This is a genomic window from Bizionia hallyeonensis, from assembly GCF_042657385.1.
Taxonomy (GTDB): Bacteria; Bacteroidota; Bacteroidia; order Flavobacteriales; family Flavobacteriaceae; genus Algorimicrobium; species Algorimicrobium hallyeonense.
The window spans coordinates 454,182-480,379 of record NZ_JBHSLA010000003.1 but is presented as its reverse complement, the minus strand read 5'-3'; the positions used below and the strand labels follow the sequence as shown (position 1 = coordinate 480,379).

General features: G+C 34.0%; 28 protein-coding genes. 14 read left to right on the top strand and 14 right to left on the bottom strand.

Going from position 1 to position 26,198, the window contains the following annotated elements:
- The first annotated feature begins 22 nt into the window (after positions 1–22).
- The 10 genes from ACFPH8_RS10355 to ACFPH8_RS10310 all read left to right on the top strand — a co-directional run bounded on the left by ACFPH8_RS10355 (position 23) and on the right by ACFPH8_RS10310 (position 9,105).
- The gene (locus ACFPH8_RS10355) at positions 23–442 is read left to right on the top strand and encodes a hypothetical protein (protein WP_376860710.1); all 420 of its coding nucleotides are present in this window, start codon (positions 23–25) and stop codon (positions 440–442) included.
- Between the two features lie 113 nt (positions 443–555).
- A complete protein-coding gene (locus ACFPH8_RS10350) occupies positions 556–1,224 on the top strand; it encodes a hypothetical protein (protein WP_376860708.1) in 669 nt (222 codons plus the stop codon).
- Positions 1,225–1,277: 53 nt separating this feature from the next.
- Positions 1,278–1,820 carry a DinB family protein gene (locus ACFPH8_RS10345; protein ID WP_376860706.1) on the top strand — a complete coding sequence of 181 codons (543 nt, stop codon included), beginning with the start codon at positions 1,278–1,280 and terminating at the stop codon, positions 1,818–1,820.
- Between the two features lie 179 nt (positions 1,821–1,999).
- Complete coding sequence (locus ACFPH8_RS10340) at positions 2,000–2,146, top strand: hypothetical protein (RefSeq protein WP_376860704.1); 147 nt, start codon at positions 2,000–2,002, stop codon at positions 2,144–2,146.
- Positions 2,147–2,155: 9 nt separating this feature from the next.
- The gene (locus ACFPH8_RS10335) at positions 2,156–2,923 is read left to right on the top strand and encodes a hypothetical protein (protein ID WP_376860702.1); all 768 of its coding nucleotides are present in this window, start codon (positions 2,156–2,158) and stop codon (positions 2,921–2,923) included.
- A 68-nt stretch (positions 2,924–2,991) separates the two neighbouring features.
- Positions 2,992–3,816: an urea transporter gene (locus ACFPH8_RS10330; RefSeq protein WP_376860700.1), complete on the top strand. Its 825-nt coding sequence runs from the start codon at positions 2,992–2,994 to the stop codon at positions 3,814–3,816.
- A gap of 131 nt (positions 3,817–3,947) precedes the next feature.
- On the top strand, positions 3,948–5,663 hold the full coding sequence (locus ACFPH8_RS10325) for a hypothetical protein (protein WP_376860698.1): 1,716 nt from the start codon (positions 3,948–3,950) through the stop codon (positions 5,661–5,663).
- 22 nt (positions 5,664–5,685) lie between these two features.
- Complete coding sequence (locus ACFPH8_RS10320) at positions 5,686–6,036, top strand: SdpI family protein (RefSeq protein WP_376860696.1); 351 nt, start codon at positions 5,686–5,688, stop codon at positions 6,034–6,036.
- A 360-nt stretch (positions 6,037–6,396) separates the two neighbouring features.
- Positions 6,397–8,244, top strand: coding sequence for a DEAD/DEAH box helicase (locus ACFPH8_RS10315; RefSeq protein WP_248400383.1), 1,848 nt, complete (start codon positions 6,397–6,399; stop codon positions 8,242–8,244).
- Between the two features lie 87 nt (positions 8,245–8,331).
- Positions 8,332–9,105 carry a carboxypeptidase-like regulatory domain-containing protein gene (locus ACFPH8_RS10310; protein WP_376860693.1) on the top strand — a complete coding sequence of 258 codons (774 nt, stop codon included), beginning with the start codon at positions 8,332–8,334 and terminating at the stop codon, positions 9,103–9,105.
- Positions 9,106–9,398: 293 nt separating this feature from the next.
- Here the strand turns inward: ACFPH8_RS10310 and ACFPH8_RS10305 are convergent, their stop codons facing one another.
- From ACFPH8_RS10305 to ACFPH8_RS10295, 3 genes are all read right to left on the bottom strand, one after another.
- Positions 9,399–10,064, bottom strand: a complete 666-nt coding sequence (locus ACFPH8_RS10305) for a TrmH family RNA methyltransferase (RefSeq protein ID WP_376860691.1) — start codon at positions 10,062–10,064, stop codon at positions 9,399–9,401.
- 66 nt (positions 10,065–10,130) lie between these two features.
- Entirely contained in the window at positions 10,131–11,333 is a 1,203-nt protein-coding gene (locus tag ACFPH8_RS10300; protein WP_376860689.1) for a CHRD domain-containing protein, read from the bottom strand.
- A gap of 219 nt (positions 11,334–11,552) precedes the next feature.
- Positions 11,553–12,758 carry a CHRD domain-containing protein gene (locus tag ACFPH8_RS10295; protein WP_376860687.1) on the bottom strand — a complete coding sequence of 402 codons (1,206 nt, stop codon included), beginning with the start codon at positions 12,756–12,758 and terminating at the stop codon, positions 11,553–11,555.
- Positions 12,759–12,845: 87 nt separating this feature from the next.
- Here ACFPH8_RS10295 and ACFPH8_RS10290 point away from each other — a divergent pair, with 87 nt between their 5' ends.
- The gene (locus ACFPH8_RS10290; RefSeq protein WP_376860685.1) at positions 12,846–13,541 is read left to right on the top strand and encodes an SIR2 family NAD-dependent protein deacylase; all 696 of its coding nucleotides are present in this window, start codon (positions 12,846–12,848) and stop codon (positions 13,539–13,541) included.
- 29 nt (positions 13,542–13,570) lie between these two features.
- On the opposite strand, the gene ACFPH8_RS10285 is transcribed toward ACFPH8_RS10290, so the two are convergent.
- The 7 genes from ACFPH8_RS10285 to ACFPH8_RS10255 all read right to left on the bottom strand — a co-directional run bounded on the left by ACFPH8_RS10285 (position 13,571) and on the right by ACFPH8_RS10255 (position 20,135).
- The gene (locus ACFPH8_RS10285; protein WP_376860683.1) at positions 13,571–13,771 is read right to left on the bottom strand and encodes a helix-turn-helix transcriptional regulator; all 201 of its coding nucleotides are present in this window, start codon (positions 13,769–13,771) and stop codon (positions 13,571–13,573) included.
- Entirely contained in the window at positions 13,771–14,217 is a 447-nt protein-coding gene (locus ACFPH8_RS10280; RefSeq protein ID WP_376860681.1) for a hypothetical protein, read from the bottom strand. Before ACFPH8_RS10280 ends, ACFPH8_RS10285 begins: the two co-directional genes overlap by 1 nt.
- Before the next feature lie 209 nt (positions 14,218–14,426).
- The gene (locus ACFPH8_RS10275; protein WP_376860679.1) at positions 14,427–15,023 is read right to left on the bottom strand and encodes a DUF6090 family protein; all 597 of its coding nucleotides are present in this window, start codon (positions 15,021–15,023) and stop codon (positions 14,427–14,429) included.
- Entirely contained in the window at positions 15,023–16,588 is a 1,566-nt protein-coding gene (locus tag ACFPH8_RS10270; RefSeq protein WP_376860677.1) for a serine hydrolase, read from the bottom strand. Before ACFPH8_RS10270 ends, ACFPH8_RS10275 begins: the two co-directional genes overlap by 1 nt.
- A 121-nt stretch (positions 16,589–16,709) precedes the next feature.
- Positions 16,710–18,347, bottom strand: coding sequence for an ABC-F family ATP-binding cassette domain-containing protein (locus tag ACFPH8_RS10265; protein WP_376860675.1), 1,638 nt, complete (start codon positions 18,345–18,347; stop codon positions 16,710–16,712).
- Between the two features lie 66 nt (positions 18,348–18,413).
- Positions 18,414–19,646 (bottom strand): glycosyltransferase, encoded by a 1,233-nt coding sequence (locus ACFPH8_RS10260; RefSeq protein WP_376860673.1) that lies wholly within the window; start codon positions 19,644–19,646, stop codon positions 18,414–18,416.
- 15 nt (positions 19,647–19,661) lie between these two features.
- A complete protein-coding gene (locus ACFPH8_RS10255) occupies positions 19,662–20,135 on the bottom strand; it encodes a heme-binding domain-containing protein (protein WP_376860671.1) in 474 nt (157 codons plus the stop codon).
- A gap of 37 nt (positions 20,136–20,172) precedes the next feature.
- Between ACFPH8_RS10255 and ACFPH8_RS10250 the strand changes: the two genes are divergently transcribed.
- On the top strand, positions 20,173–20,736 hold the full coding sequence (locus ACFPH8_RS10250) for an adenylosuccinate lyase (protein WP_376860669.1): 564 nt from the start codon (positions 20,173–20,175) through the stop codon (positions 20,734–20,736).
- A gap of 120 nt (positions 20,737–20,856) precedes the next feature.
- Positions 20,857–22,200 (top strand): adenylosuccinate lyase, encoded by a 1,344-nt coding sequence (gene purB, locus ACFPH8_RS10245; RefSeq protein ID WP_376860667.1) that lies wholly within the window; start codon positions 20,857–20,859, stop codon positions 22,198–22,200.
- Between the two features lie 246 nt (positions 22,201–22,446).
- On the opposite strand, the gene ACFPH8_RS10240 is transcribed toward purB, so the two are convergent.
- The 4 genes from ACFPH8_RS10240 to ACFPH8_RS10225 are packed head-to-tail and all read right to left on the bottom strand — an operon-like array spanning position 22,447 to position 24,620.
- Positions 22,447–22,992, bottom strand: coding sequence for a DUF4252 domain-containing protein (locus ACFPH8_RS10240; RefSeq protein WP_248400403.1), 546 nt, complete (start codon positions 22,990–22,992; stop codon positions 22,447–22,449).
- 7 nt (positions 22,993–22,999) lie between these two features.
- Complete coding sequence (locus tag ACFPH8_RS10235) at positions 23,000–23,635, bottom strand: DUF4252 domain-containing protein (RefSeq protein WP_376860665.1); 636 nt, start codon at positions 23,633–23,635, stop codon at positions 23,000–23,002.
- Positions 23,636–23,641: 6 nt separating this feature from the next.
- Positions 23,642–24,124, bottom strand: coding sequence for a hypothetical protein (locus ACFPH8_RS10230; protein ID WP_376860663.1), 483 nt, complete (start codon positions 24,122–24,124; stop codon positions 23,642–23,644).
- Positions 24,111–24,620 (bottom strand): RNA polymerase sigma factor, encoded by a 510-nt coding sequence (locus ACFPH8_RS10225; RefSeq protein WP_376860661.1) that lies wholly within the window; start codon positions 24,618–24,620, stop codon positions 24,111–24,113. The genes ACFPH8_RS10230 and ACFPH8_RS10225 overlap by 14 nt, the downstream gene beginning before the upstream one ends.
- A gap of 133 nt (positions 24,621–24,753) precedes the next feature.
- Here ACFPH8_RS10225 and ACFPH8_RS10220 point away from each other — a divergent pair, with 133 nt between their 5' ends.
- Positions 24,754–26,190 (top strand): S41 family peptidase, encoded by a 1,437-nt coding sequence (locus tag ACFPH8_RS10220; protein WP_376860659.1) that lies wholly within the window; start codon positions 24,754–24,756, stop codon positions 26,188–26,190.
- Positions 26,191–26,198: the final 8 nt, after the last annotated feature.

Sequence of the window (26,198 nt, the reverse complement as noted above, 5' to 3'; positions counted from 1 at the left end):
ACTTCAGCATAAAACATAAAATATGGGATTGAAAAACAAAATAATTACAAAAGGATTTGTTGTAGCTGGTTTAATGAACCTATCGGTTTTAATCTTTTCAAGATTCTTCACGAATTCCACCATTCCTGAAACAGACCCCGTTGTTATGTCTAATTTCGGTTTATTAATGATTGCTGTTTGGGGTCTTGCTTATATATCGGTTGCAAAGCATTATAATTCAGTAACATGGCTTGTCGCCGTTTTTGCCTTGGTAAAATTAATATATGGATGTATTTGGACACAGTGGATTTTAAATAATGACATCGCAGACGTTTATAAAAAAGATACCATGGCAGGTATGTTTTATTCCGTTTATGGGATAAATGATTGGCTGTTTTTCGTATTCTTCCTAGTCGTTTTCATAACATTACTTACAACAAAGAAAAAAGCAATTGGTGTCTAGATTTTGAATTGGCTGGTATTTTAATAAATTTATTTAGCTATTTCAAAAATTCTATTAAAGTTTAAAAATGAGGGGATAAGCTTTAAATCCCAAGCTAAACAAACATAAAATAAATGAAAAGAATAGTTATAATTTCACTTCTAGTATTAGTGAGCTGTAAATCTTCGCAAGATAATTTTAAGGAAGAGTTGAAAACACCTATAAGTAGTTTTGAAGGAAAAATTATATTTTCAACAGACATCACAACATCAGAATTTGCTTCTGATAGTTTACAAAAAAAAATAACAGACAAATATGGTGATAGTTTAATCATGTATTATTCTAAAACCGGCGATTTCAGAAGAGTTCACTTAAATAGTTCAGAATTTGGATCAGACTCACAGTTATACCTTGCTAAAAAAGGGAAACTTTATTTTACCAAAAAAAACACGTTAGAAATTGATTCTCTAGACGCACAAAGAAATTCAATTAAAAAAATGCATAGCGGAAAAATCGAAAGTACAAAAATAATGGGCCTGGACTGTGAATGTTACGAATACATAGCTATTCGTAAATTCAATAACCGAGAAATAATCCTTAATTATTGCTTCAGTTTAAAAAGTCCAAAATTAAATTCTGACTTATTTTCCAAACACAACGATTTTTATTTGAATGAATACTATGAGATAGCTAAAAGACCCTATTTAAAATTTTCACTTCAGACTGATAAGTTCAAATTAACATACACGGCAATTGAATTGATTGAAATGAGCATTGAAAACGACATGTTTAAACTTAAATAATCCTGTTTAATTGCTTAATTAATATGCTCTAAAAAAACAGAAAACTTACCATTATGAAACAACTACTCACGCTAACAAGTTTTATACTATTTAGTTCAGTTGCAACACCGCTTTTTGCGCAACAAGATCGTTTTATTGACGACTATTTGGAACGATTAGAGAACTCTCGTAAATACTTACTTCTTATTGCAGAAACAATGCCAGCGGATAAATATGGTTTTAGGGCAACACCAGAATCTTTAACCTTTGCCGAAAACTTAATGCATATAGGTTATGCTATGGATTGGCATAGTCAATCCCTATTGGGTAATCGAGAAGCCAGAGAATGGAAAACAGATACAGTTTTTAAGGTGAGCCATAAATCTAAAAAAGAAATGATTACCTTAATTGATAACACATTTAACAAAACTATAAAACTCATTAAACAATTTAATACAACGCAACTAGATGACGAGTTAGACTATTTCGGGTTGAATAGGTCCAAAAGACAAATTTTCCTTTTACTTACAGACCACATCACCCACCATAGAGGACAAATGTTAGTTTATATGAGGCTAAACGGCCTTATTCCGCCTAGATACGTTTTGTTTCAATAAGATAAACAAATAAAACAAGCTAGATAAAACCTTTATTTACAAGGCTTGTAACCTGCAAGTTACTGGTTATAGAAAAATTTGCATCCTTATGAAGCCTTTCAAACCAATTTGACGAATCCAGCAGTTGAAAACCACAACCAAATATGGTATCTTCATATCTCTATTTTAAGATGTAAGACATGAACATTAAATTAGTCCTTTCCACATTACTCTTCCCTTGTTTTTTATTCGGACAAGGTGAACAACTTGAAATTGGTAATATGACTTTAGCAGTAACAGGCAATGGTTTAAAAACAGCTAAAATAGACATCCAGTCTAAAAAATAAAAATGACTTATGACAACTTATAAATTTCTAATTCTTCTGATGGTTACAAGTTCTATTTATTCCCAAAGCAATTATAAATCAGCTGAAGGGTTTTATGAGCTTTCAAGTTTTGAGATGGCTGCTGGCATGTATTTGTTGGAAGATCAAACATTTTTCTACTTTGCCTCTTTCGGGAATGTGGATTTAAAAATATATGGCACCTATACCCTATCAAATTCAAATCAAATTACACTTTTTCCCAATCCTGAATTAACTAAAAAATTCCATTTTTACGGGTTACATAACCCTGAAAATAAAAATTATATTACGTTTTACTACAAGCAACCTTATGAGCAAAATGCAGAACAACTACTAATTGAAATTGACGGAAAGTATCAAGAATTCCCAAAATTCACTTCGGCTATTTCAGAAGTTTCTATGCGTATTGAATTTCCACAATCGGAAATTATTAAAATAGGCTATAAAAATCCTGACGCACAGAATGCATTTCAATATGAATTATTAGAAACCGCCAAACTCCATGATGGCATCAACGAAATTAAAATTTTTCATAATTATTATGCGGAAATGATTGTTGCTGTATCACAATTAGCATTCAAACTAGAAAATGGCATATTAACCGATTTAAATGAATTCAACCAAAAAACGATTCCAAAGAAAGAAATCAACCCCGATATTAAAAATCAAGTTCTAGCTTTTATTGCAGATAAGGAAAGTAAAACAACTATAAATCGTGATGGGAAAATCTATGAAAAAATAGATTTAACCTCCAAATAAGATTTCAGTTACCAGTATATTGTTTACACGGATAGAACCTATATAATTAATTTTAATTTCAAATTTTAATGACCTTTATACAAACCATTTTGCGGGGAATAGGACAAGTCATGTTTCAAAACAATATATATTCTGGTCTATTATTTTTAATAGGAATTTTCTACAACTCCTGGCTATTAGGATTAGCAGCTCTATTCGGCACAATAATAAGCACCGTTTCGGCTCATGTTTTTAAGTATCCAAAAGAGGCCATTAAAAACGACCTATATGGTTTTAATGGAACATTAACAGGTATAGCCGTGTTTTGTTTTTTTGAGGTTTCTGTCGTAACCGTTTTCGCACTCTTTTTAGGTGCCATTTTATCAACGGTAATCATGGCATATTTACAAAAAATTATCCTGCCTTTTACCGCTCCTTTTGTCATGGCTACATGGCTAACCATATATTTCCTGATAGTTATTTTTAATTTTCCACTATTGGCGCCATTAGAGCAAATTGAAAGTAGTCTTAATTTTCTAATATCCTCTGGTAATAGTTTCGGTCAAGTCATGTTTCAAGAAAATAGTATAACAGGATTATTTTTCTTTATCGGAATTTTACTGAATAATAAATTAATGGCCGTATATGCGGCCTACGCAGCAGTTTTAGGGCCCATTGTTGGATGGCTTGTTTCAGAATCTACATCTACAATTAATGCTGGACTCATGGGTTACAACGCCATACTATGCGCTATAGCACTTGTAGGAACCGGATGGAAGGATTTTTTATGGATTACCAGTGCTATTATTCTATCCACATTACTAAATATAGGTATGGCCATGACAGGCTTAATTACCCTTACTGCTCCTTTTGTATTAGCAACTTGGGGGATTTTAATGGTGAAAAAAGTTTAAAAATTTTAAGTAACTTGACATACACTTAGAATCCTATTAAAATCAGCAATGAAAACTCTATTTTGTCCTCTGATAAACATGCTAAAATAAATAAAGTTTCAAATAGGAAATAGCAATAAACAAACGGGCCATTGAAGAACAAACAATCAGCAGAAAACTATAATTATTATTCATTTTTCATTAAATACTCTTTGATGGAAAACTATGGGTTTACAGCTGGTTTTGTAAGCAGAATATTTGAAAAATTTATCCCGAGTGTTCCAGATGTTAACACATTCGAATTTTATTTAAAAAAAGAATTAGAGCGAGGAAATATTTCAAATATGCGTTTTAATTTAACGAAATTACTGTCAAAACCATCAACCACAGCCTGTATTAAAAATGATTTAAACCATGCCATATCTGCTTTAACATCCAAAATAGTCACTTTTGGTTTTGATCATAAATTTCATACTAAATTTAAAAAATTAAATATTGATTCTAATTGTTACAAAATATTATTATATCAATCTTGCTTACTTTCAGAGGAAGGAAAAGTCACTAATAAGGAATTTGAAACGAATTTAAATGAAGTATGCCTTACCATTTACAAATTACGTGAGAACAAAAATATTATAGGTACATCTTTACATTTAACCATTGTAATGAAGAATTTGCTTCATTATGTAGAACGCATAAAGTTGTTACTAGATTTAAGATCAGATATCAATTCTGAAAAAAAATGGGCATATCTAATTGCAGATTATTTTGAGCATGAAAAAAGCAAAAATAGTTTGAGTAAATTTTTCGTTTCGCACACAGATCTTTTAGCCCTTGAAATTGTTGAACATACTGCTCAAAAGGGAGAAAAATACGTAGCCAATGATCACAAAGAATATATTTTATTTTTTAAAAAAGGCTTATTAGGAGGTTTTATAATAGCCATTTTTGCTTTTTTTAAAATTCTGCTAGACACAGAAATTTCATCGGCCATTCCTAGAGCACTTCTTTACAGTATTAATTATTCCATATGTTTCATAGTTGTTTTTCTACTTGGTGGAATAATAGCTACCAAGCAACCCGCCATGACAGCCTCTACAATTGCTAAACATATTGATAAAGATGATGATTTGCAAGTAGACACCTTACAAGCCATCATTCTTTTAGTGCGAAAAATTGCACGCAGCCAATTTATATCTTTGATAGGCAATTTTATAATGGCTCTATTGGTATCTTGTATTTTGGCTTTTTTGCTAACATTATTAAACGATATCAATCCTATTAGCACAATGAAATCCAAAAAGCTTATTTATCAGGTTTTCCCTTTTTCCGGCGGTGCGTTTTTTTATGCGGCAATTGCAGGTATATTTTTATCCCTTTCCGGATTTATTTCAGGCTATTTTGATAATAAGGTTAAGGCTATAAATTTGGCATACCGTATAACCCATAACAAAACAATGTCACGCAATTTTTCAGAACTAAATCGAAAAAAAATAGCCTATATAGTGGACAAAAATTTGGGTGTCTATGCTGGAAACGTAAGCCTAGGATTCTTTTTGGGTTCGGCATTTTTAATATCTTACATCCTACCAATAAATATAGATATTCGACATATTGCTTTTAGCTCTGCAAACATAGGCTTTGCAATACTTAATGAAAATTTCGCAATTTCTACTATTATATTAGCTTTGTTAGGTGTTTTATTGATTGGATTTATTAATTTTATTGTAAGCTTCTCTTTAACATTATATTTGGTTCTTAAATCTAGAGGTGTAAAAATTAGAAAGCTTGGTCAACTATTAAGATTAAGTGTAAAAGATATTTTAAGTAATCCTTTAGACTACTTTGTACATAAGAAATACAAATAGTTTCGAAATGAAAAAATAAATTATGCAACTTCCACTAGATAACCCAATATTTATAATACCTGTATCTACAGGATTAATTTTTTTAATTGTTGGATTCATCATGATGAAGTTTCCGCCAAAAAAAATCAATAGCCTATATGGCTATCGAACGGCAAGCTCCATGAAAAATCAAGAACGATGGGATTTTGCACAACACTATTCCGCTATAGAAATGATGAAACTAGGAGTTGTTCTAGCATTAACCGGGTTGTTGGGTTTTATTGTGCAACCCAATGAAAAAGCAGCCACATTAATTGGCATCAGCTTCATGATTGTACTGGTTGTTGTACTTTTTATTAGAGTAGAATCTGCTATAAAGAAAAAATTTAATTAATCAGTAAAAAATACTAGAATGAACAACCATTGGGCGTGGTATCATGTTATGGAACTTCAAGCGAATCATATGGGACAAATTCGATTAATTATAAAAAGAGTTCCTAAAAACTAAAAACATCAATAAAGCGAAGAAGTAGCGTTACCTTAACGCCATTGTAACTTTAATTTTTAACATTTCTACATTCCTAATAATTAAATTAAAAATAAAGTGTACCTTTGCACGAAATTTGGCGGAACCTGACGTTCTATCAAATTAATTCCTCAGGGTGAGGGTGTGTTACTGGAAGTTTAGGTTAAGTATGTCGATTCTCTTCTTTTGTAACACTACAAAACATAATCGATTACTTATTAAACACGAATGAATACATTCCAAGATTTAGGTCTTAATGACGACCTATTACAAGCTATTACTGACATGGGTTTTGAAACCCCTAGTGATGTTCAATCCCAAGCAATTCCCATTTTATTAGAAAAAGACACCGATTTAGTTGCCTTAGCGCAAACTGGAACGGGAAAAACGGCCGCATTTGGTTTTCCAATGTTGCAGAAAATCCAGATGGATAGTCGCACAACACAAGGTTTAATCCTTTCGCCAACACGTGAATTGTGTTTGCAAATTGCCAACGAAATGAAAGCTTACGGTAAACACTGTAAAGGTTTAAACGTTGTAGCAATTTACGGTGGGTCCAGTATTACAGATCAAGCACGCGAGGTAAAAAGAGGTGCACAAATTATTGTTGCTACACCTGGTCGTATGAAGGATATGATTAAGCGTAGATTAGTAGATATTTCTAAAATTGAATACGCCGTTTTAGATGAAGCTGATGAAATGCTAAACATGGGTTTTAAAGAGGATATTACTGATATCTTATCGCATACACCTGAAGACAAAAACACCTGGTTATTCTCGGCTACCATGCCTAAAGAGGTTTCCAATATTGCCAAGAAATTTATGGCAAACCCTATTGAGATTACAGTAGGAAATAAAAATGAAAGTACGAGTCAAGTAACGCATGAGTATTATTTAGTTAATGCACGTGATCGTTATGCAGCTTTAAAACGTTTATCTGATGCAAATCCAGATATCTTTTCTGTTATTTTCTGTAGAACAAAACGCGATACACAAAAAGTAGCTGAACAATTAATTGAAGACGGCTACAGTGCTGGCGCATTACATGGCGATTTAAGTCAGAATCAACGTGATTTGGTAATGAAATCTTTCAGAAACCAGCAAATTCAAATGCTAGTGGCAACAGATGTTGCTGCTCGTGGGATTGATGTAGACGATATTACACACGTAATAAACTACCAGTTACCGGATGAACCGGAAGTATATACACACCGATCTGGTAGAACTGGTCGTGCTGGAAAAACAGGAATCTCTATGGTTATTGTTTCAAAAAGCGAGGTTCGTAAAATTAAAAGTATTGAACGCATCATTAAGAAAGACTTCATTAAAAAAGAAATTCCTGATGGCATAGAAATTTGTGAAGTTCAATTAATGTCGCTTGCCAATAAAATTCACAATACAGAAATAAACCCTGAAATTAATAAGTATTTAGAAAGTATCAACGAACTATTTGCTGACACATCTAAAGATGAATTAATTAAGAAATTTTTCTCTGTAGAATTTACGCGTTTCTTTAATTACTATTCAAAATCACGTATTCAAAACGTAACAGAATCTCGTGGAAGTGATCGTTCTGATGATGGTGGTGGACGTGGTTATACCAGTAATGCCAATGATACACGTTACTTTATAAACGTTGGTCGTAAAGATGGTTACGATTGGATGAAGCTAAAAGACTTCCTAAAAGAAGTTTTAGAATTAGGTCGTGATGACGTTTTTAAAGTGGATGTTAAAGAAAGTTTCTCATTTTTTACAACCGAAAAAGGTTTACAAGAAAAAGTATTGGCATTCTTTACGGATTTCAAACATGAAGGTCGTTTTGTAAATGTAGAAGTAAGCGAAGATAAAGGTCGTGGTACTAGCCGAAACAAACGCAGAAGTGGCGGAAGTGGTTTTGGAGGAAAACGACGTGATGATAAGCCAAGAGGTGAACGTCGTTCAAGTGGTGGACGTAGTGATCGTGGTGGCGATTCTGGAAACAGACGTAGCCGCAGAAGTGATAGCGACTCTAAACCAAGACGTACAGAAACTAGTAACGATTCCGGTTCTGAAAGACCAAGACGCTCTAGACGCTAAACACCACTGTTAATAATAAGTCAAATAAAGTACTAAATGAGAAATCTATTTTTTTGTTTAGTACTTTTATTGTTTAATTTAGCCAGCATGAAGCACTACCTATTCCTACTTATTGCATTGTTTACCTTTTCTATTGGTTTCTCACAGGACCAAACCTATGTAAAGGGCGTTATTATAAACGCATCACAAGGGGAACCTTTGGAAAGTGTTAATATTGTAAATTTAACACAGGTAATTGGTACTACAACCAATGCCGAAGGAGAATTTACCTTACGTGCCCAAGCAAATGATACGCTGCACCTCTCCTATTTAGGTTTTAAATCTATAAAAGTTCGTGTTACTAATGACTGGATTAAGTTTGGAACATCTACTATTCAATTAAACGAATTGGCATTGGCTTTAGAAGAGGTCGTTATAAATGATTTCCGTCTAACAGGAATTTTAGAAGTGGATATTCAGAATGTGCCCATCAATAATAATTACCGATACAGTATTTCTGGTTTACCATCCACAGGCTATGAAGCTGGAAATCGTAGCAATGCCATAACCAAAGCATTGGGTGCTATTTTTAATCCTGCCGATTTCCTCTATAAAATGTTTGGGAAAAATCCGAATGAGATGAAAAAACTCAAACAGATGAAGCAAGATGATGAAATTAGAAACCTCCTAGCCTCGCGTTTTGATCGGGAAATGTTAACGGTTTTACTACAAGTAGACCGTGTAGATTTAGATGAAATAGTGCGTCAATGTAACTATTCGGCCGATTTTATAAATAGCGCTAACGATCTTCAAATACTGGATGCTATTAGTGAATGCTATGAGGAATATAAGGTGTTGAGTCGGAGTCGGAAAAAGCGATAGTTTATTATTAGGTATAGAATCACATTTAGAAATACTTTCATAAATATAAGAACCAAGATAATAGCATGAAAGCACACAATTTTCATGAATTTTGGACTATTTTTTTCCCCTACTCCTACCTGCCATGTTTCCGATTAGGTATTTTATGAAATTTTATTCAGAATTCACCCAAACCAACCTTTTGCACTTGCCTTACTTTTGTAAATAGGATTTCTATTTTATTTTAATTATTAATTTTATAAAAAAGCTGAATTCAGCGAAAAGAATAATACAAAAAACACTTATTTAAACTCTTAACTTAAACCACTCTCCTCATAATACCGCTCCACGATTTCATCATAACTTTTAATCGTTTTCTTGATCCAATCTAGACGTTTTTCTAACTTTTCATTTTCGGTAAGCTGCCAAGGAATATCCGTTTGTTTTAATTTGGTGGTAACATGTTGCAAAATAATTGCTGCCGATACAGAAATATTCAAACTCTCTGTAAATCCCGCCATCGGTATTTTTAAATAACCATCTGCAGCATCTAAAACCTCCTGCGATAAGCCTTCTGTTTCCCTTCCGAAGAAGAAACAGGATTTTTTAGCCACATCAAACTCTTGCAACAAACAATCGTTGGTATGTGGTGTGGTTGCTATAATTTGATAACCTTCTTGTTTTAAGGCTTTAATGGCATCTTTTACATGGTGATGGCGTTTTAAATCCACCCATTTTTGCGCGCCCATGGCAATTTCCCTATCTATGCGCTTGCTATTTACTTCTTCTACAATATGAACTTCTTGTATACCAAACACATCACAACTTCTAATTACGGCACTTGTGTTATGCAATTGGTACACATCTTCTGTAGCAACCGTAAAGTGTTTGGTACGTTGTGATAATACACGATTAAATTTCTCGCGTCTGCTTTCGGTTAAAAAGCCTTCTAAATGGTTTAGTAATTGTAAATCAATCATGCTCGGTATAAAAAAAAAGAAAAACCCGACGTTATATCAGGTTTTTATAGTTTAAAATGGTACTAATTAATTATCCACATTCACACCAATATTGCCTTGCGCAATAATGGTTCCTAAATTAACTGTACTTTCATGTACGTTAATATAGCCATTAATTTGAAGTACATCGTCATATCCAAAAGGCGTGGCATCATCTAACTGAATAATATTAGTTTCACTTCTACCTGTAGCACCATCCACTGGATTAAAAGTCAATACAACAGCACCCGTAGTATTTATATCATTCGCATGAATATGTGCTGGATGTACATCGCCAGCTATGGTGTTTTCAATTTCTAAAACCGCTAATGCTTCGCCACTTTCACGTTTGTAAAAGGTGGCTGTTCCTTGAACTTCTGGTACATCTACTTCGTTTAAAGCATACACTACGGATTCACCTGTTAAACCGTTTATGCCAATATCTCCTTGGGCAATAACTGTATCATCGCTTGCACTTAAATGTGCATTCACATACCCATCAAACGCGATTAAGTCTTCATATAAAAATGGTGTTCCATCATCCAAAGCAGACACATTGGTTCTACTTAAACCTGTATCACCATTAATGTTATTAAATGTAAAAGCAATAGCGCCTCCTTCAAGCGCAGTATTCAAATGAATATGTGCAGGATGCTCTGTTCCTGGAATGGCATTGGTTAATTCAATACGTGCTAGCGCTTCCCCATTTTTTCGTTCAGAAAACTTGGCATTCCCGCTAATTTCAGGAATATCACGTGTACCTAATGTATAGGTTTTTGATACACCTGTTAGTTCATTCTGTCCAATATCACCTTGGGCTAAAACAATGGCTGGTGAATTATTGTTTAATAGAACATCAATAAACCCATCAAACTCTAATAAATCTTCGTAGGTAATTTCTGTTCCATCATCCAAAGCTGTAAACCTGGTTGTACTTCTTCCTGTTGTACCGTTCAAACTTTCTAAGCTTATAGCTACTGTTCCGCCTTCGGCTGCCGTATTAACCCGTAAGTTTGTTGGGTATGTTTCTCCTGGCAATGTACCAGACAGTTTAATTTCTATGGTTATAGAAGCGTCCTCGTTTTTTATCATCCGGGCATCGCCAATTACGGCTGGATCTGAAACGGGATTTAACGTGTATGTGGTTGAGATTAGTTTAGATTCTAATTCGGTAATATTATCATCACTTGCACAATTGGTAAATGTGAGTGTTGAACATATGCTAATGATAGCTACTAAAATATTTTTCATTTTTACTTTTTCTTTAGACTGCCTAAATTTACAATTTAAACTGTAAATCCCAATTTGTTGATGACTATTATCTTGTAATGTTAATTATTTCAAAAAAAGACGTATTGTTTTCATCAGTGTAAAGCCTCTTGTGTACAGATTGAATTATATGTTTATTTAACAAAATAAAAAAACCTAGCGTTTCCGCTAGGCTTTCAAAAAATGTATAATACTATATTATTAATTGTTGCTTCCAATATTTCCTTGAGCAACTAAAACATCAAGTTGTGCTGCGCTTAAATGCACATTAACATAACCATCAAAATCTAAAACATCAGAATAACCAAATGCTGAATCATCGTCTAACGCGGAAACATTTGTCATACTCATACCTGTGTCGCCATCAACTGGTGTAAATGTAAACATGATGTCGCCTGGAGCGGTTGCCACACTACCCATGTGAATATGCGCTGGATGCATACCTCCTGAAGGTGTATTGATTAAAGAAATAACTGCTAAAGCTTCACCGTTGGCTCGTTCAGTAAACATTACTGTACCACTAATACCTGGTGCGTCAACTTCGGCTAAATCATATGTTATTGAATTGTCAGTCAGTTCATTTTGACCAATATCGCCTTGAGCAACTAAAGTTCCTAAATTGGAAGCACTTTCGTGAATGTTAATATACCCGTCCACATTTAGAATATCTTCATAACCAAACGAAGTATTATCATCAAGATTTGCAACATTTGTCATACTCATTCCTGTATCGCCATTAACAGTATTGAAAGTAAATATAATATCACCACCTTCAGCAGCCGTATTCATATGAATATGACCTGGGTGCATACCGCCTGACGGTGTATTATCCAATTGAATTATAGCTAGAGCTTCACCGTTGACGCGCTCCAAAAATGTAGCCATTCCACTAATTCCATTAACGTCAACCTCACCTAAATCGTAAGTTTTAGCTTCTCCAGTTAACTCATTTTGACCAATATCACCTTGAGCCACCAATGTACCTAATTCGGTGGCACTTAAATGCACATTAATATATCCATCAAAATCTAGCAACTCATCATAAGTCACAGCTGTTCCGTTTTCTAAAGAAGAAAATGTAACTGTACTAAACCCAGTATCACCATCAACTGTACCTAGAGTAATGGCTATATCGCCACTTTCAGCAGCTGTATTAAAATGAATATGTGCCGGGTGCATGCCTCCAGCAGGTGTTCCTGTAAGTTGTAACTCTACAGTAGTTGAGTTATCAGTATTTTTAATAAATTTTGCTGTTCCAGATATGGAAGGGTCAGCTACAGAACCCAATTGGTATGTAGTTGACGTTTCAGCTGGTGGAATGAATACGCCAGCATCATCATCACTACTACAGTTAGTCATAATTAACATTGGTAATATTAATACCATTGACATAAATAATTTTTTCATAATATTTTTTATTTTATATTTATAATTGTTTAAACCAAAATAACAACAGAAGGCTTACATAAGTTTGCTCAATCCATTCAAATCTTAATGCTATCTAAAAAAACGAAACATATTGTTGTCCTTACAGGCGCAGGCATTAGTGCCGAAAGTGGGATTAAAACATTTCGTGATGCCGACGGTTTATGGGAAGGTCATGATGTTATGGAAGTGGCTTCACCACAAGGTTTTCGAGTAAATCCGGAATTGGTTTTAGATTTTTATAACAAACGGCGGAAACAACTTTTGGAAGTCAAGCCGAATCAAGCACATGTGGATTTAGCGGATTTAGAAACCGATTATAAGGTCACCATTATAACACAAAATGTGGATGATTTACACGAACGAGCTGGCAGTAGCAATGTCATTCACCTTCATGGCGAACTATTAAAAGCTAGAAGCACCTTTAATGACGATTCCATTGTAGACTGGAAAACCGACATCCATTTTGGTGATATGTGCCAAAATGGCTACCAAATGCGACCACATATTGTATGGTTCGGTGAAGCGGTTCCTATGATAGAAAAAGCTTTGGACGTTTGCGAAACAGCAGATATATTACTAATTATAGGCACGAGTATGCAAGTATATCCTGCTGCTAGTTTAATGCATCATGTTCCAGAGAATACGCCCACTTATTTTATAGACCCGAAGCCATCTGTGGTGAATCAAAAAGACATTACACTAATTCAAGAAACAGCTACTGTTGGTATGCGAGTATTTAAAAAATTACTAGCATCAAACTAATATTTAATACAGAGATTAACATACAAAACTTAATCATTGGATGATAGTTTAAAAAATGCATTCACTGGTTTCTTAAAAATGCCAGATAATTTTAATGCCAAAACTGTAGACGGCACATATCTATTAGCTTCAATGGAATTAATTGTTTGACGTGAAACACCTATTTTTTGTGCTAAATCTTCTTGGGTTAGATTTAAAATGGCACGCTCTACTTTTATCGTGTTTTCCATTATCGGTTGCGTTTTAAAACTTCAAAAAAACCAACTTGAATCAGCAACATAAATAACAGTACTTGAATATGACTAGTAGTGCTTACAACAAGTTGTTCTTCTAAAAAGAAATCAACAATAAAATTGGCCAAAGGCTGTAACATGGTATAACCTACGCCAATAATAAAAGCTAAAGAATAGGATTTTGATCTTAAGGTTTCAATCAGCTCATCTTCAATTTTTTCTTTAGATAAGGACATTATAAGTAAACCCAAAAGCATGGCATGTTTTAGAATTTGAATCGACCAGGTGGGTAGGTCATCTATAAATTTAAATCCTGTAACCCCAATAAAACTCAAAATGAGTATAATAAAGCCTAACTTTTTAAATGAATGAGGTAGTCTTACTTTATTTAAGAATAGCTCCAGTTTGGTGCGTTCACATGTTTCAATTTCTTTTAATTTCATGACAAGTATGTTTAGTGTTTAGACAAATAAATTTTCCTTTATGACAAATATACTTTACATTTTTGAAATTTAAAAATATGTTTGCTATTTATTTCTGAATCAATTATAACTATAAGTTCTTCAGTTAAATCTAAAAGAACCTCACTTACTAACTTAATGCTTTTTGACGCGCCATTTCTATACCGTAATTGCATATCCAGTAAATAGCGTTATTCGTTGGTGAAATTAATAGTATCAACCAATTTACCAGATTTGCCTATTTGAAAACCCATAGCATTATTTGATGCAAACTTTCCAAAATTAGAGTTTACCATGTACAAATTATTATTGTTCACAACGGATTCCACATAATCCAAACGTTGAAAATAACGGACAATCGTATTTTGTAAACTCGCATTGGAAATTAAATTAACACTGCCACTCGCTATCATATTATTAAATGTAGCGCGATTGGCTTTAAATGTGCGACGCGCTGTTAATTCATGAAGTTTTCTCGGCAAAGTTGCCTTGTCGTAATTAGGATTCATAAATTGAAGTGCGGAATCTATTTTAGCCATTATACCTATCTCATAATCTATCTGCTCGTTAATCAATTCTTTCTGAATGATGAAATCTGATTTAAAATCTTCTAATAGCGCCTTTTCTAATTTAAGATTATGATTTTCTTTACTCCAAGTGTTGATTTGTAAGGCTAACAATATGCCAATAACCACCAGAAATATTTCGCCTATGGCATAAAAAATATAGCGTTTAAAGCGGTTTTGTTCAAGCAGTCGCTTTCTTATTTTTCGTATAGCTGAAACCATTAATCAAGCCGTTTTAAATATAAATCTTGAAAATCGAAACTAAAATCGATATTAGGCGAAATCCCTTTCATAGTAAATCCATTTGCTACTCCGTTTTCGTCTAGCGTGAACATGGCAAAAGCATCGGCATTCATATCTTGGTATTCCCATTTAATGGCGAAGGTTTCATCTTTATAAAATTGTAATGGCCCATTTAATAATGGCGAACGATGGCTTTTAAGCCATAATTGATTATCCTTCACAAACACTTCCATTTTTCCAAACCAAACATCTTCATACATACCAATATAATTCTTGATTTTTATTTTAGATTGGTCATTTTTAGCAACAGAATCCCACACTTTTTCAACAACCGCATCTGCGCCACTTTGATTGGATTTCATATAAGCTGCATATTTGTCAATCCACTGAAAATCATCCATGTCCAAGTACATATCTATAATGGTTTGGGTAATGGCTGAAAATAAGCCACCACCATCATTACTCGTATTAGTCAGCACAACAATTCCTAAATCCAAATCAGGAATCATTACTACTTTAGACAACATACCAGGCAAACCACCTGTATGCTCTACCTGCATATTCCCTTTTACGTCAGTAAGAAACCAACCTAAACCGTATCCGGCAAAATGACTGTTGTATCGCGGATTGTTATTTGCATCCATAACGGTATGGATTTTCCACATTTCGTAATGATTGTCTTTGGAAAACAATTGCTTTTTCAATCCATCGCCATACGTTCCCTCATGTAATTGTAAGAGCATCCAAGCTGACATATCATTGACATTTGAGAAAATACCGCCTGCTGCACCATTTATCATCTCTTCAAAAGTTGGGATAATGCGCATGGTTCCCGTTTCCGTGGAATGTGAAGCGGATAAATTACTTGTATCTGAAATCTCGGATAAAGAAGCATAGGAATTCTCCATGGCTAATGGTTTAAAAATCCGTGAATCTATAAAGGCTTCCCAAGTCATACCACTTTTCCTAGCTATCAACTCACCAGCAACGATATACAATAAATTATCATAATCCCATTTGGTGCGGAATGCCGATTCTGGTTTAAAATGCTGAAAACTGGCTAATAAATCATCAATAGTGAAATTAGAACCTTGCGGAAAAAACATTAAATCGCCTGCACCTAAACCCAAGCCACTTCGGTGTGTTACTAGATCGATAATGTTAAAATTTTCCTCCACGTATTGATTATACATGGTGAATTCTGGAATATGGGTTTTTACTTTATCGTCCCAGTTCAGTTTCCCATCTTCCACCAACATGGCTAAAGCTGCTGTAGTAAAGGCTTTACTGTTAGAGGCAATGGCAAAGTTAGTATTTGGATTAACGGGTTCTCTAGTATCTATAGATTTGACACCGTAACCGCTTTCATGAATTATTTTTCCATCTTTTACCACAGCCACGGCACAACCAGCAACGTTGAATTGAGACATGGCATAATTAACAACAGAGTCAATTTGTTTGGATGTAACTTGAGAATGAACGGGAATGGTGCATACAGCTAAAACGAGCAGTAAAACCATTTTTTTGAAGCATGGGTTTTTCATGAACTGGATTACATAGGATTAATAACTGATTGAAAGGTAATTAATTAGCTTTCAAATTCCTATTTGAAGTGATGATAAACGAAAAATTTATCCAATTTTTTCCAGTATGAATACGAACAAATTATTTCTTTAAATCGATTTGTTTTAAGTTTTCCATACGATTACGGATTAAGAAATCATCAATCGTTTCAAAATGTTCAATGACGCGTTGGTTTTTAAACTCGAAGACTTTTTGTGATAAACCTTGAAGGAAATCACGATCGTGAGACACCAAAATAAGGGTACCATCAAAATCTAAAAGCGCCTCCTTTAAAACGTCTTTACTTTTTAAATCCAGGTGATTTGTTGGCTCATCTAAAATGAGCAAGTTAACTGGTTCTAAAAGTAATTTCACCATAGCTAAACGTGTTTTTTCACCTCCAGATAGCACACTCACTTTTTTATCAATGTCATCACCTTTAAACATGAAACCGCCCAAAATGTTTTTTATTTGGGTACGAACATCGCCTTGCGCCACTTCATCAACGGTTTGAAAAATAGTTAAATTCTCATCTAACAGGGATGCTTGGTTTTGAGCAAAATATCCCACTTTTACATTATGACCTAATTGGCAGATGCCATCTACAGGAATTTCACCCATAATGGCTTTTATCATGGTTGATTTTCCTTCACCATTTCTACCAACAAAGGACACTTTTTCGCCTCTAGAAATAGACATATTGGCATTTTTAAATACCACATGATTTCCATAAGATTTAGATAAATCCTTGACTGTTACAGGGTAATCGCCAGATCGTTGTGCTGGCGGAAATCGTAATTTTAAAGCGGAGGTATCAATATCATCTACTTCAATAATCTCCAGTTTCTCTAACATACGCTCACGAGAATTTACCTGATTTGTTTTAGAGAACGTGCCTTTAAATCTTTCAATAAATGCCATGTTATCGGCAATAAACCGCTGTTGTTCTTTATATGCTTTTATTTGATGTAAACGACGATCTTCTCGCAGTTGTAAATAATGTGTATAGTTGGCTTTATAATCGTAAATACGACCCATAGTCACCTCAATCGTACGATTGGTAATATTATCAATAAATGCCTTATCATGGGAAATAACCATGACCGCATTGGCTTTATTTAGCAAGAAATCTTCTAACCAAATAACGGATTCAATATCAATATGGTTGGTTGGCTCATCTAATAGAATTAAGTCCGGCTTTTGAAGTAGCATTTTGGCTAATTCAATTCGCATACGATAACCACCACTAAATTCACTGGTTTGCCTGGTAAAATCTGAACGTTTAAAACCTAAACCTGTCAAAGCTTTTTCCACTTCCGCATCATAATTAACATCTTCTAAAGCGTAGTATTTTTCCCCTAAATCGGACACCTGGGTAATGATATTCATATAATCATCGGACTCATAATCCGTTCGGGTTTCCAAGGCTTTATTCAAAGCGTCCATTTCGTCTCGCATTTGGAAAACATGAGCGAAGGCTTTGGAGGCTTCCTCAAAAACGGTACAATTATCTTCAGTCAATAAATGCTGTGGTAAGTAAGCAATAACAGCATCTTTAGGAAACCGCACATTACCACGAGTTCCTTTTTGAACACCTGCCACAATTTTCATCATGGTCGATTTTCCAGCACCATTTTTACCCATAAGGGCAATTTTATCATGTTCATTTATGGTAAAGGACACATCGCTAAATAAGGTGTGACCACTAAACTCTACTGCTAAATTATCTACTGAAATCATGGCTTTAAATTTAAAGGCGCAAAGCTATGAAAAAGCGCGTCAATTTTAGTGAATATTCTGAAGTGCTTATTTATTTTTTAATTCAATCCACTTACTCATGAATTTAGTGCTTTGAAGTGACTGATGTTGCAGCATCTGACCTGTAAAATTATGTTCTCTGTGATTTGGCAAATTGGCTGTCAAGTCATTAATAACGTTTATGAAATGTGTTTCGAATTGCACTTTATCAAATCGGTTATTTATAATTTGAAACCCATTCTGTTGTTTGGTTTTCCAGGTCGTTTCCGTGGTATAAAGTGCCACGGCTTTGTTGATAAATTCGATTGGATTATCAGCAATAAATCCATTGGAATCTAAAGTCCCGAACATACCTTCTGCAGCAATCGAACTCATAATTGCTGGCGTTCCGTTTTTCATGGCATCAATTAATTTACCTTTCAATCCGGCACCAAACTGCAATGGCGCCAAACAAACTCGTGACGCTTGCATGACTTCAGAAACCTGATTAGCAAAACCTTTAACTAAAAAACCATCTTGTTTTTTGTGTAATTGCGTGATCTTTTGACTTGCATATGCGCCAAAAATATGCAGTTCCGCTTGTGGTAATTGCTTACGGATTCCTGGCCAAATCACTTCTTTTAAATATAAAACCGATTGGTAATTGGGTTTATGAAAGAAGTTTCCAATGGTTATGAAACTAGCTCTGGCATTAAAATCGGGCAACATTTCAGAGGCTTCTTTAGAGATAGTCTCTAATAAAAACGGTAAATAATGAAGTAAATTTGTATCTACCTTGAAGTATTTCTCAAGTAATTCCATTTCCGCTTCGGAAATAATAAGGCTTAAATCGCATCTATAAATACTGGCTATTTCACGTATAGATGTGTCATTTGCTAAATATTTTTTAGCGTTGGTTTCATTTTCTTTTAAAGCTAATTCACGTGCTTTTCGTAAGCCGTGTAAGTCTTCAGTGTCCAGTAATCGTAATGCATTTGGGCAATTTTCAGCTACACGCCATCCAAACTGTTCTTCAGTTAAAAACCGATCGAACAATACCACATCGGGATTTTCCGATTTTATAAAATTATCAAAACTCGAATCGTTTAATTGAATAGCGACTTCCGGAATGCCTAGTGTGGATAAAGCGAAAGCATTATCTGTTTTAGATGTGGTTGTTGCAAAGGTAATTTTATAGTTTTCGGATTGAAAAAGCGATATAAGTTGCATCATCCGGGTTCCAGCAGCTGAACTTTTTGGTTCCGGCCAAACACAACCAATTATAAGTAGTTTTTTAGTCATATAACAAATAAAAAACTATTCGGGTCTTGGCACTAAACTATAAATGACACGCATATTTTTAGCCCAATTAATAACACTTTCTATTTGCGCATCCGTTAAATTGGCTTCCTGATGAGTCCACAAATAAGAGTCCAATGGCATTTCCTTTTCTTCCACCATTTCTATTAACTCCTCTAACTTATGATCTTTCTTTTTTGCCGAATAATCATTCCAAACCGACACATTAAAATGTTTTTTTCCATCGTTTACATGTTCGGCCAACCAGTAATTTATAGGTGTTATAGTATTATACCAAGGATATCGTGTGTGGTTACTATGGCAGTCAAAACAGGTTTCTTTTAAAATGGCAGTTACATCTTCTGGCGGATTGGTTTCCGTTAAAAATGGTTGAACCGTTGCTATATCACCGGTGTTTTTTTCTGGTCCAAAAAATTGTGCAATAGCAAAAACAACTAACAAAACAATCAGAATTTTCTTTACTATTTTCATTTTTTGTAATTTTATCTATCAAAAATAGGAAAAACTAGTGACTACAGACCAACTATACGCTGATTTAAATTATGTGAACCATTCGAGAGAAAAGCGCTTACATTATGCCAATTTGGTAATTAACAACCCAAAATTAATTTCGAAGTTACTAGCAGTACTATTTCGTGTTGATGACAAAATTTCTTGCAGAGCCGCCTGGGTTTTAGAGTTTATGTGTCATGAAAATTTAGAATACTTGATTCCTCATTTAGACACGTTTACAGCAAACATACACAAAGTTCATTTAGACCCAGCAGTAAGACCCATTGCTAAAATTTGCGAGTATTTAGCCAAAGCATATTACGCTAAAACACCAAATAAGATCCAATTACATTTAAATCCCATTTACCAAGAACGGATAATTGCCGTTTGTTTTGATTATATGATTCATGATGAGAAAATTGCGCCTAAAGCGTATTCCATGAACACCTTATACCTGTTTGGAGCAGATTATGATTGGATTCACCCGGAACTCGTAATAATATTAGAACGGGATTTCCAAATGCAGAGCTCGGGTTTTAAGGCACGAGCAAAACACATTTTAAAGAAGCTTAAAAAGTAGCTGGTTTTATAATTCATTCATTACCTTGGGAAAGAAGATCATCTTAAAAAACACATATCATAATCCGTCTATTCTTTTGGATTTCCGTATCTTTGCAGCTTTTAAAACACAACAACAATCATGTCTATATCTTCCTTAAATGCCATTTCTCCTATTGATGGTCGTTACCGTAATAAAGTTGAAAAATTAGCTCCTTATTTTTCTGAAGAAGCGTTAATAAAATACCGCGTACAAGTAGAAATTGAATATTTTATTGCATTGTGCGAAGTGCCGCTGCCACAATTAGCCGATTTTAACACGGCATTATTTAAAGATTTACGCGCTATTTATAAAAATTTCACCGCTATTGATGCATCTGCCATTAAGGATATTGAAAAAGTAACCAATCACGATGTGAAAGCGGTTGAATACTTTATTAAAGAAAAATTTGACAGCTTACAAATTTCAGAATATAAAGAGTTTATTCATTTCGGATTAACGTCTCAAGATATTAATAATACATCTATTCCTTTGAGTATTAAAGATGCTATGAATGATGTATATGTTCCTGAATATTTTGAAGTTTTAAACAAATTAAAAACATTGGCGGAAGATTGGAAATCCGTTCCTATGTTGGCTAGAACTCATGGACAACCTGCTTCTCCTACACGTTTAGGAAAGGAAATTCACGTATTTGTTACACGTTTGGAAGCTCAATTTGATTTATTAAACGATATTCCTAGTGCGGCAAAATTTGGTGGTGCCACTGGAAACTTTAATGCACATCATGTTGCCTATCCAGAAATAGATTGGAAAGCTTTTGGCAGTCAATTTGTACAGGAAAAATTAGGGTTACACCACTCGTTTCCTACCACACAAATTGAACATTACGATCATATGGCAGCTTTATTTGATACTTTAAAACGTATTAATACCATATTAATTGATTTAGATCGAGATATCTGGACCTATGTGTCCATGGATTATTTTAAACAGCGCATTAAAGCTGGTGAAGTAGGAAGTTCTGCCATGCCACATAAAGTAAATCCTATTGATTTTGAAAATAGCGAAGGGAATTTAGGAATAGCCAATGCTATTTTTGAGCATTTATCAGCCAAATTACCAATTTCCAGATTACAACGCGATTTAACAGATAGTACGGTTTTACGTAATGTAGGTGTTCCTTTTGGACATACTATTATTGGGTTTAAGTCTATTTTAAAAGGTTTAAATAAACTGCTTTTAAACGAAAGTAAGTTTGCCGAAGATTTAGAAAACAATTGGGCTGTGGTTGCAGAAGCTATTCAAACCATTTTACGTCGCGAATCGTATCCAAATCCGTATGAAGCTTTAAAAGGATTAACACGTACCAATGAAAAAATTAATCAACAATCCATTTCAAATTTCATTGATACATTAGAGGTTTCGGATGGGATTAAAAAGGAGTTAAAAGCTATTACACCTAGTAACTATACAGGAATTTAAAATGTTAACAGATAAACAATCTCTAATCCTTTGCGGAATTGTAGGGGTCGGTTTTTCAGTAGCTGGGATTTGCGGCTTATTGGAGAACTATATGATAAGTGGGATTTTCATGGCATTATTTTTGGCTATTTTAATCAATATTATTGTAACCGTTTCAAAGCATCATAAAAAAAATGATGACCAAACCACGTAAAACAAAAAAGCGATCTACAACAGATCGCTTTTTTATAATTATTTGTCTGAATATTATTTAAAGAAATTGACAATATCTTTTAATTGTTCAGAATCTTCAAAATTAGTGTTTTGAACGGCACTAGCCAATGCTCCAATTTGTTCGGGACGCATATTATCACCTAAAATTCTAACCACACCAAAGCCCATTTCTTTAGAGCTTCCAAAGACAATAACTTCTTCAGCACTGTCATCATCTCCCAAATAGGAAATAACGAAGGTCATACCACTATCTCTAAACTCCATGAGTTCTGTATATTTTACATTACTTAAAATGGCTTTAACTTTTGCTAATTCGGCGTTATAAGTGGTCATATTGGTTTCGCTTGCTTTAAAACCTAAAAAGTTTAAACGTTGAACAGATTTATAAGCCTCCTTTTGCTCATCCGTTAAGGCCGCTTCATCTAATGCTACAATAGACGTTGGAATATCGGCCGTAACAAAATCGGCTTTTTCCTGATTATCTACAAAATACGTTTGTAATGATTCGCCTGAATTACAGCTTATTAGTGACATAGCCACTAATAAACTGAACAGGGTATATTTGATTGATTGTTTCATGATGGTATTATCTCTTATCTTTCTTTTCCAAATGTTCACCACCTGGAATATTCATTTTCTGGGTTAATTTAGAAATTTGATTTAAGTTAATATCTCCTGTTAAGGAAACTACCACTGTTTCAAATTCACGTTTTTTACCATTCATATTAATATCCATATCTTTTGTAACAGCTCCAATACCATCTACAAACATCAGGAATTCACTTACATGGTCCGAATCGCGACCTTCCTTAACGTAAAATGTCATATTCATGCCATCATCTTTAACGACCATTAATTCCTCTAAACCACCTTTTCTAGATTTTACCCATTTAGATACATCGGCAGAAATAGCTTTATCTCCTGTGGAAATGACTTTAAAACTGGTAATACTATTCACCATATTGATATATTCCTGTGATTCTGGATCATCCGTATTAATATCCATTTTAGCTAACATTTGAAACATTTTAGGTTTAATGGACACATAGGTTACTTCAGAATTCTCGCTGTATTTAGCAAAAATATCTTGTGCTTGAGAAGCGAATGGCATCATCATTAGTGCCAAAACGAAAATAAGGGTGTACTTTTTCATAGGGTTTGTTTTTAAATTATTTAATTTTTCACGGTTCGTGATTATGTTGTTATTAATTATTGTTTTCATTTCAGTTTATTGTTTGTTTTTAAATATTCTATTTGTGGAGTTCTCCATTTCTTTTAAGTAATTGACTTTAGACATGCCATTATTAACAGCATTTAAATAATTTACTTTTTCAAAACCTTTATTCATGTGTGTCGATATCATTTCGAGTGATTTAACCACTTCATTATAAGCTAACATAGGATCGTCATAGGTTCCTAAATCTTCTTGTGTTTGCAACGGATTATTGAAATATAAGCTTATTGAAAGTACTGCAATGGCAGCAACTGTAAGCCATTTATAATTAAATATGGTTCGCGATTTCAAAGGCAATTCTTTAATAGAGACTTCTTCCTGATTTGCTTTAAAGTAAGCAAACATAGGTTTGTACATCTCTAAATGCGGTGCCACATCATCTTGTGTAAAATACGCCTTCAATTGTGCTTCTTCCTGAAGCGTGGTTTCGGCATTTTCATATTTTTCAAGTAATTTTTCTATATTATTTAATACCATAATTATGTGTATTAGTTAATTTTTCACGTATTGTTTTTCGAGCTCTTGATAAGGCTACTCGGACGGCTGTTTGATTCATATCTAGCATTTTGGCTATTTCATTATAATCGTATTGCTCAATATCCCGCAGCTGAACAACCATTTTTTGCTGTTCTGGCAAATCTGCCATAATCTTACTTACCCAATCCAAACTATCATTGACCTCAACTTCCTTTTGTAAGGACACATTATGATCTTCATAATTACTATGTACAATTTTTAAATTCTGTGCCTGTTTAGATTTTAATTTATCTAAACAAAAATTCTTTGTCATGGTCATTGAAAAGGCTTCTATGTTTTTATAGTCGCTCATTTTCTCTTGGTTTTTCCACAATTTTAAGATAATTTCTTGAGTCGCATCTTCTGCTTCCTCCCGAGACACAAGCAATCGTTTGGCTAAACGAAAGACTTTATCTTTAAATGGCATGACAATATTCAAAAATTCTGTCTGTGTCATAATTTGTGGTTAATCAATAATAGCTGGTTTTTGCCTACTTACTATTACGACGATTGATAACTTAATTTGTTACAAATAATTTTTATTATGTTATAAAGTAACTACTTTTAATTCGACAAAAAGAACAATTAAAATGAAAACAGCTATGAAAAACCGAACTATTTATTTACTCGTTATTTGCGCATCTACCCTATTTACGGGCTGTTTTGAAGATATAGATGATAATCCAGCATCTACCCGTGACTTAAATGATTTTGTTTGGCGAGGTTTAAACACCTATTATCTCTACAAGGATGATGTGCCGGATTTAGCAAACGACCGGTTTGATACAGGTTCCTATGAAGCATTTTTAAATAATTATCCTTCACCAGAAGCCTTGTTTGAATATTTACGCTATCAACCACAAACGGTAGATAGGTTTAGTTGGATAACGTCTAATTACATTCAATTGGAACAACTATTAAGTGGTACAACACAAAACAACGGCATGGATTACGGCCTTATGCGTTATCCAGACGGTTCGGAAAACGTGTTTGGATATGTTGGATATGTATTGCCAAATTCTAGCGCTAGCAATCAAGGCGTCTCCAGAGGAACTATTTTTTATGCTATTGATGGCATTCCACTTACTACCTCTAATTTTAATAGTTTATTACGAAATACTACCTACACTATTAATTTAGCAGATTATAATGATAATGGAACCTCGCAAACGAGCGATGACAATATTACACCAAATGGCCAAAGCATTACACTTTCAAAATCTTCCCTTACTGAAAACCCTATTTTTAAAACAGACATATTTGAAGTTGCCGGAGAAAACGTAGGGTATTTAATGTATAATGGATTTACTAGAGATTTTGATTCGCAGTTAAATGCCGTGTTTGGTCAGTTTCAAGCAAATAATATTCAGAATTTAGTTTTGGATTTACGTTATAATTCGGGAGGCTCTGTTAATACAGCTATTTTATTGTCTAGTATGATAGCTGGACAAACTGGCAATGTGTTTAGTACGGAAGAATGGAATTCTGATATTCAATCTCAACTATCAGAAGCACAAACCACGAATTACTTTACAGATAATGATGCTGGAGCTCCTTTAAACATTTTAAATCTAAACAAGGTGTATGTTTTAACCACAAAACGATCAGCATCTGCTAGTGAGTTAGTTATAAACAGTTTAGATCCTTATATAGATGTGGTTCAAATAGGAACCGAAACTGCTGGTAAATTTCAAGCATCCGTAACGCTTTATGATGCGCCCGATTTTCGTAGAGCAAATGCAAACCCATCACATTTATATGCTATGCAACCTCTAGTATTAAAATCCTTGAATGCCGTTGGTAATACGGATTATAGCCAAGGCTTATTTCCGGAAATACCACAGTCCGAAAATTATAGCAACATGGGAACACTGGGCTCTGAAACTGAACCGCTTTTAGCAACAGCTCTACAGCTTATTTTAGATGATTCCCGTCTGTATTTACCCCAAACCGAACCTTTGGATTTAATTGGTGATAAAACGAATTTTCTATCAATTGGTAATGGTATGTATAAAGAATTAGATTAAATATTAGA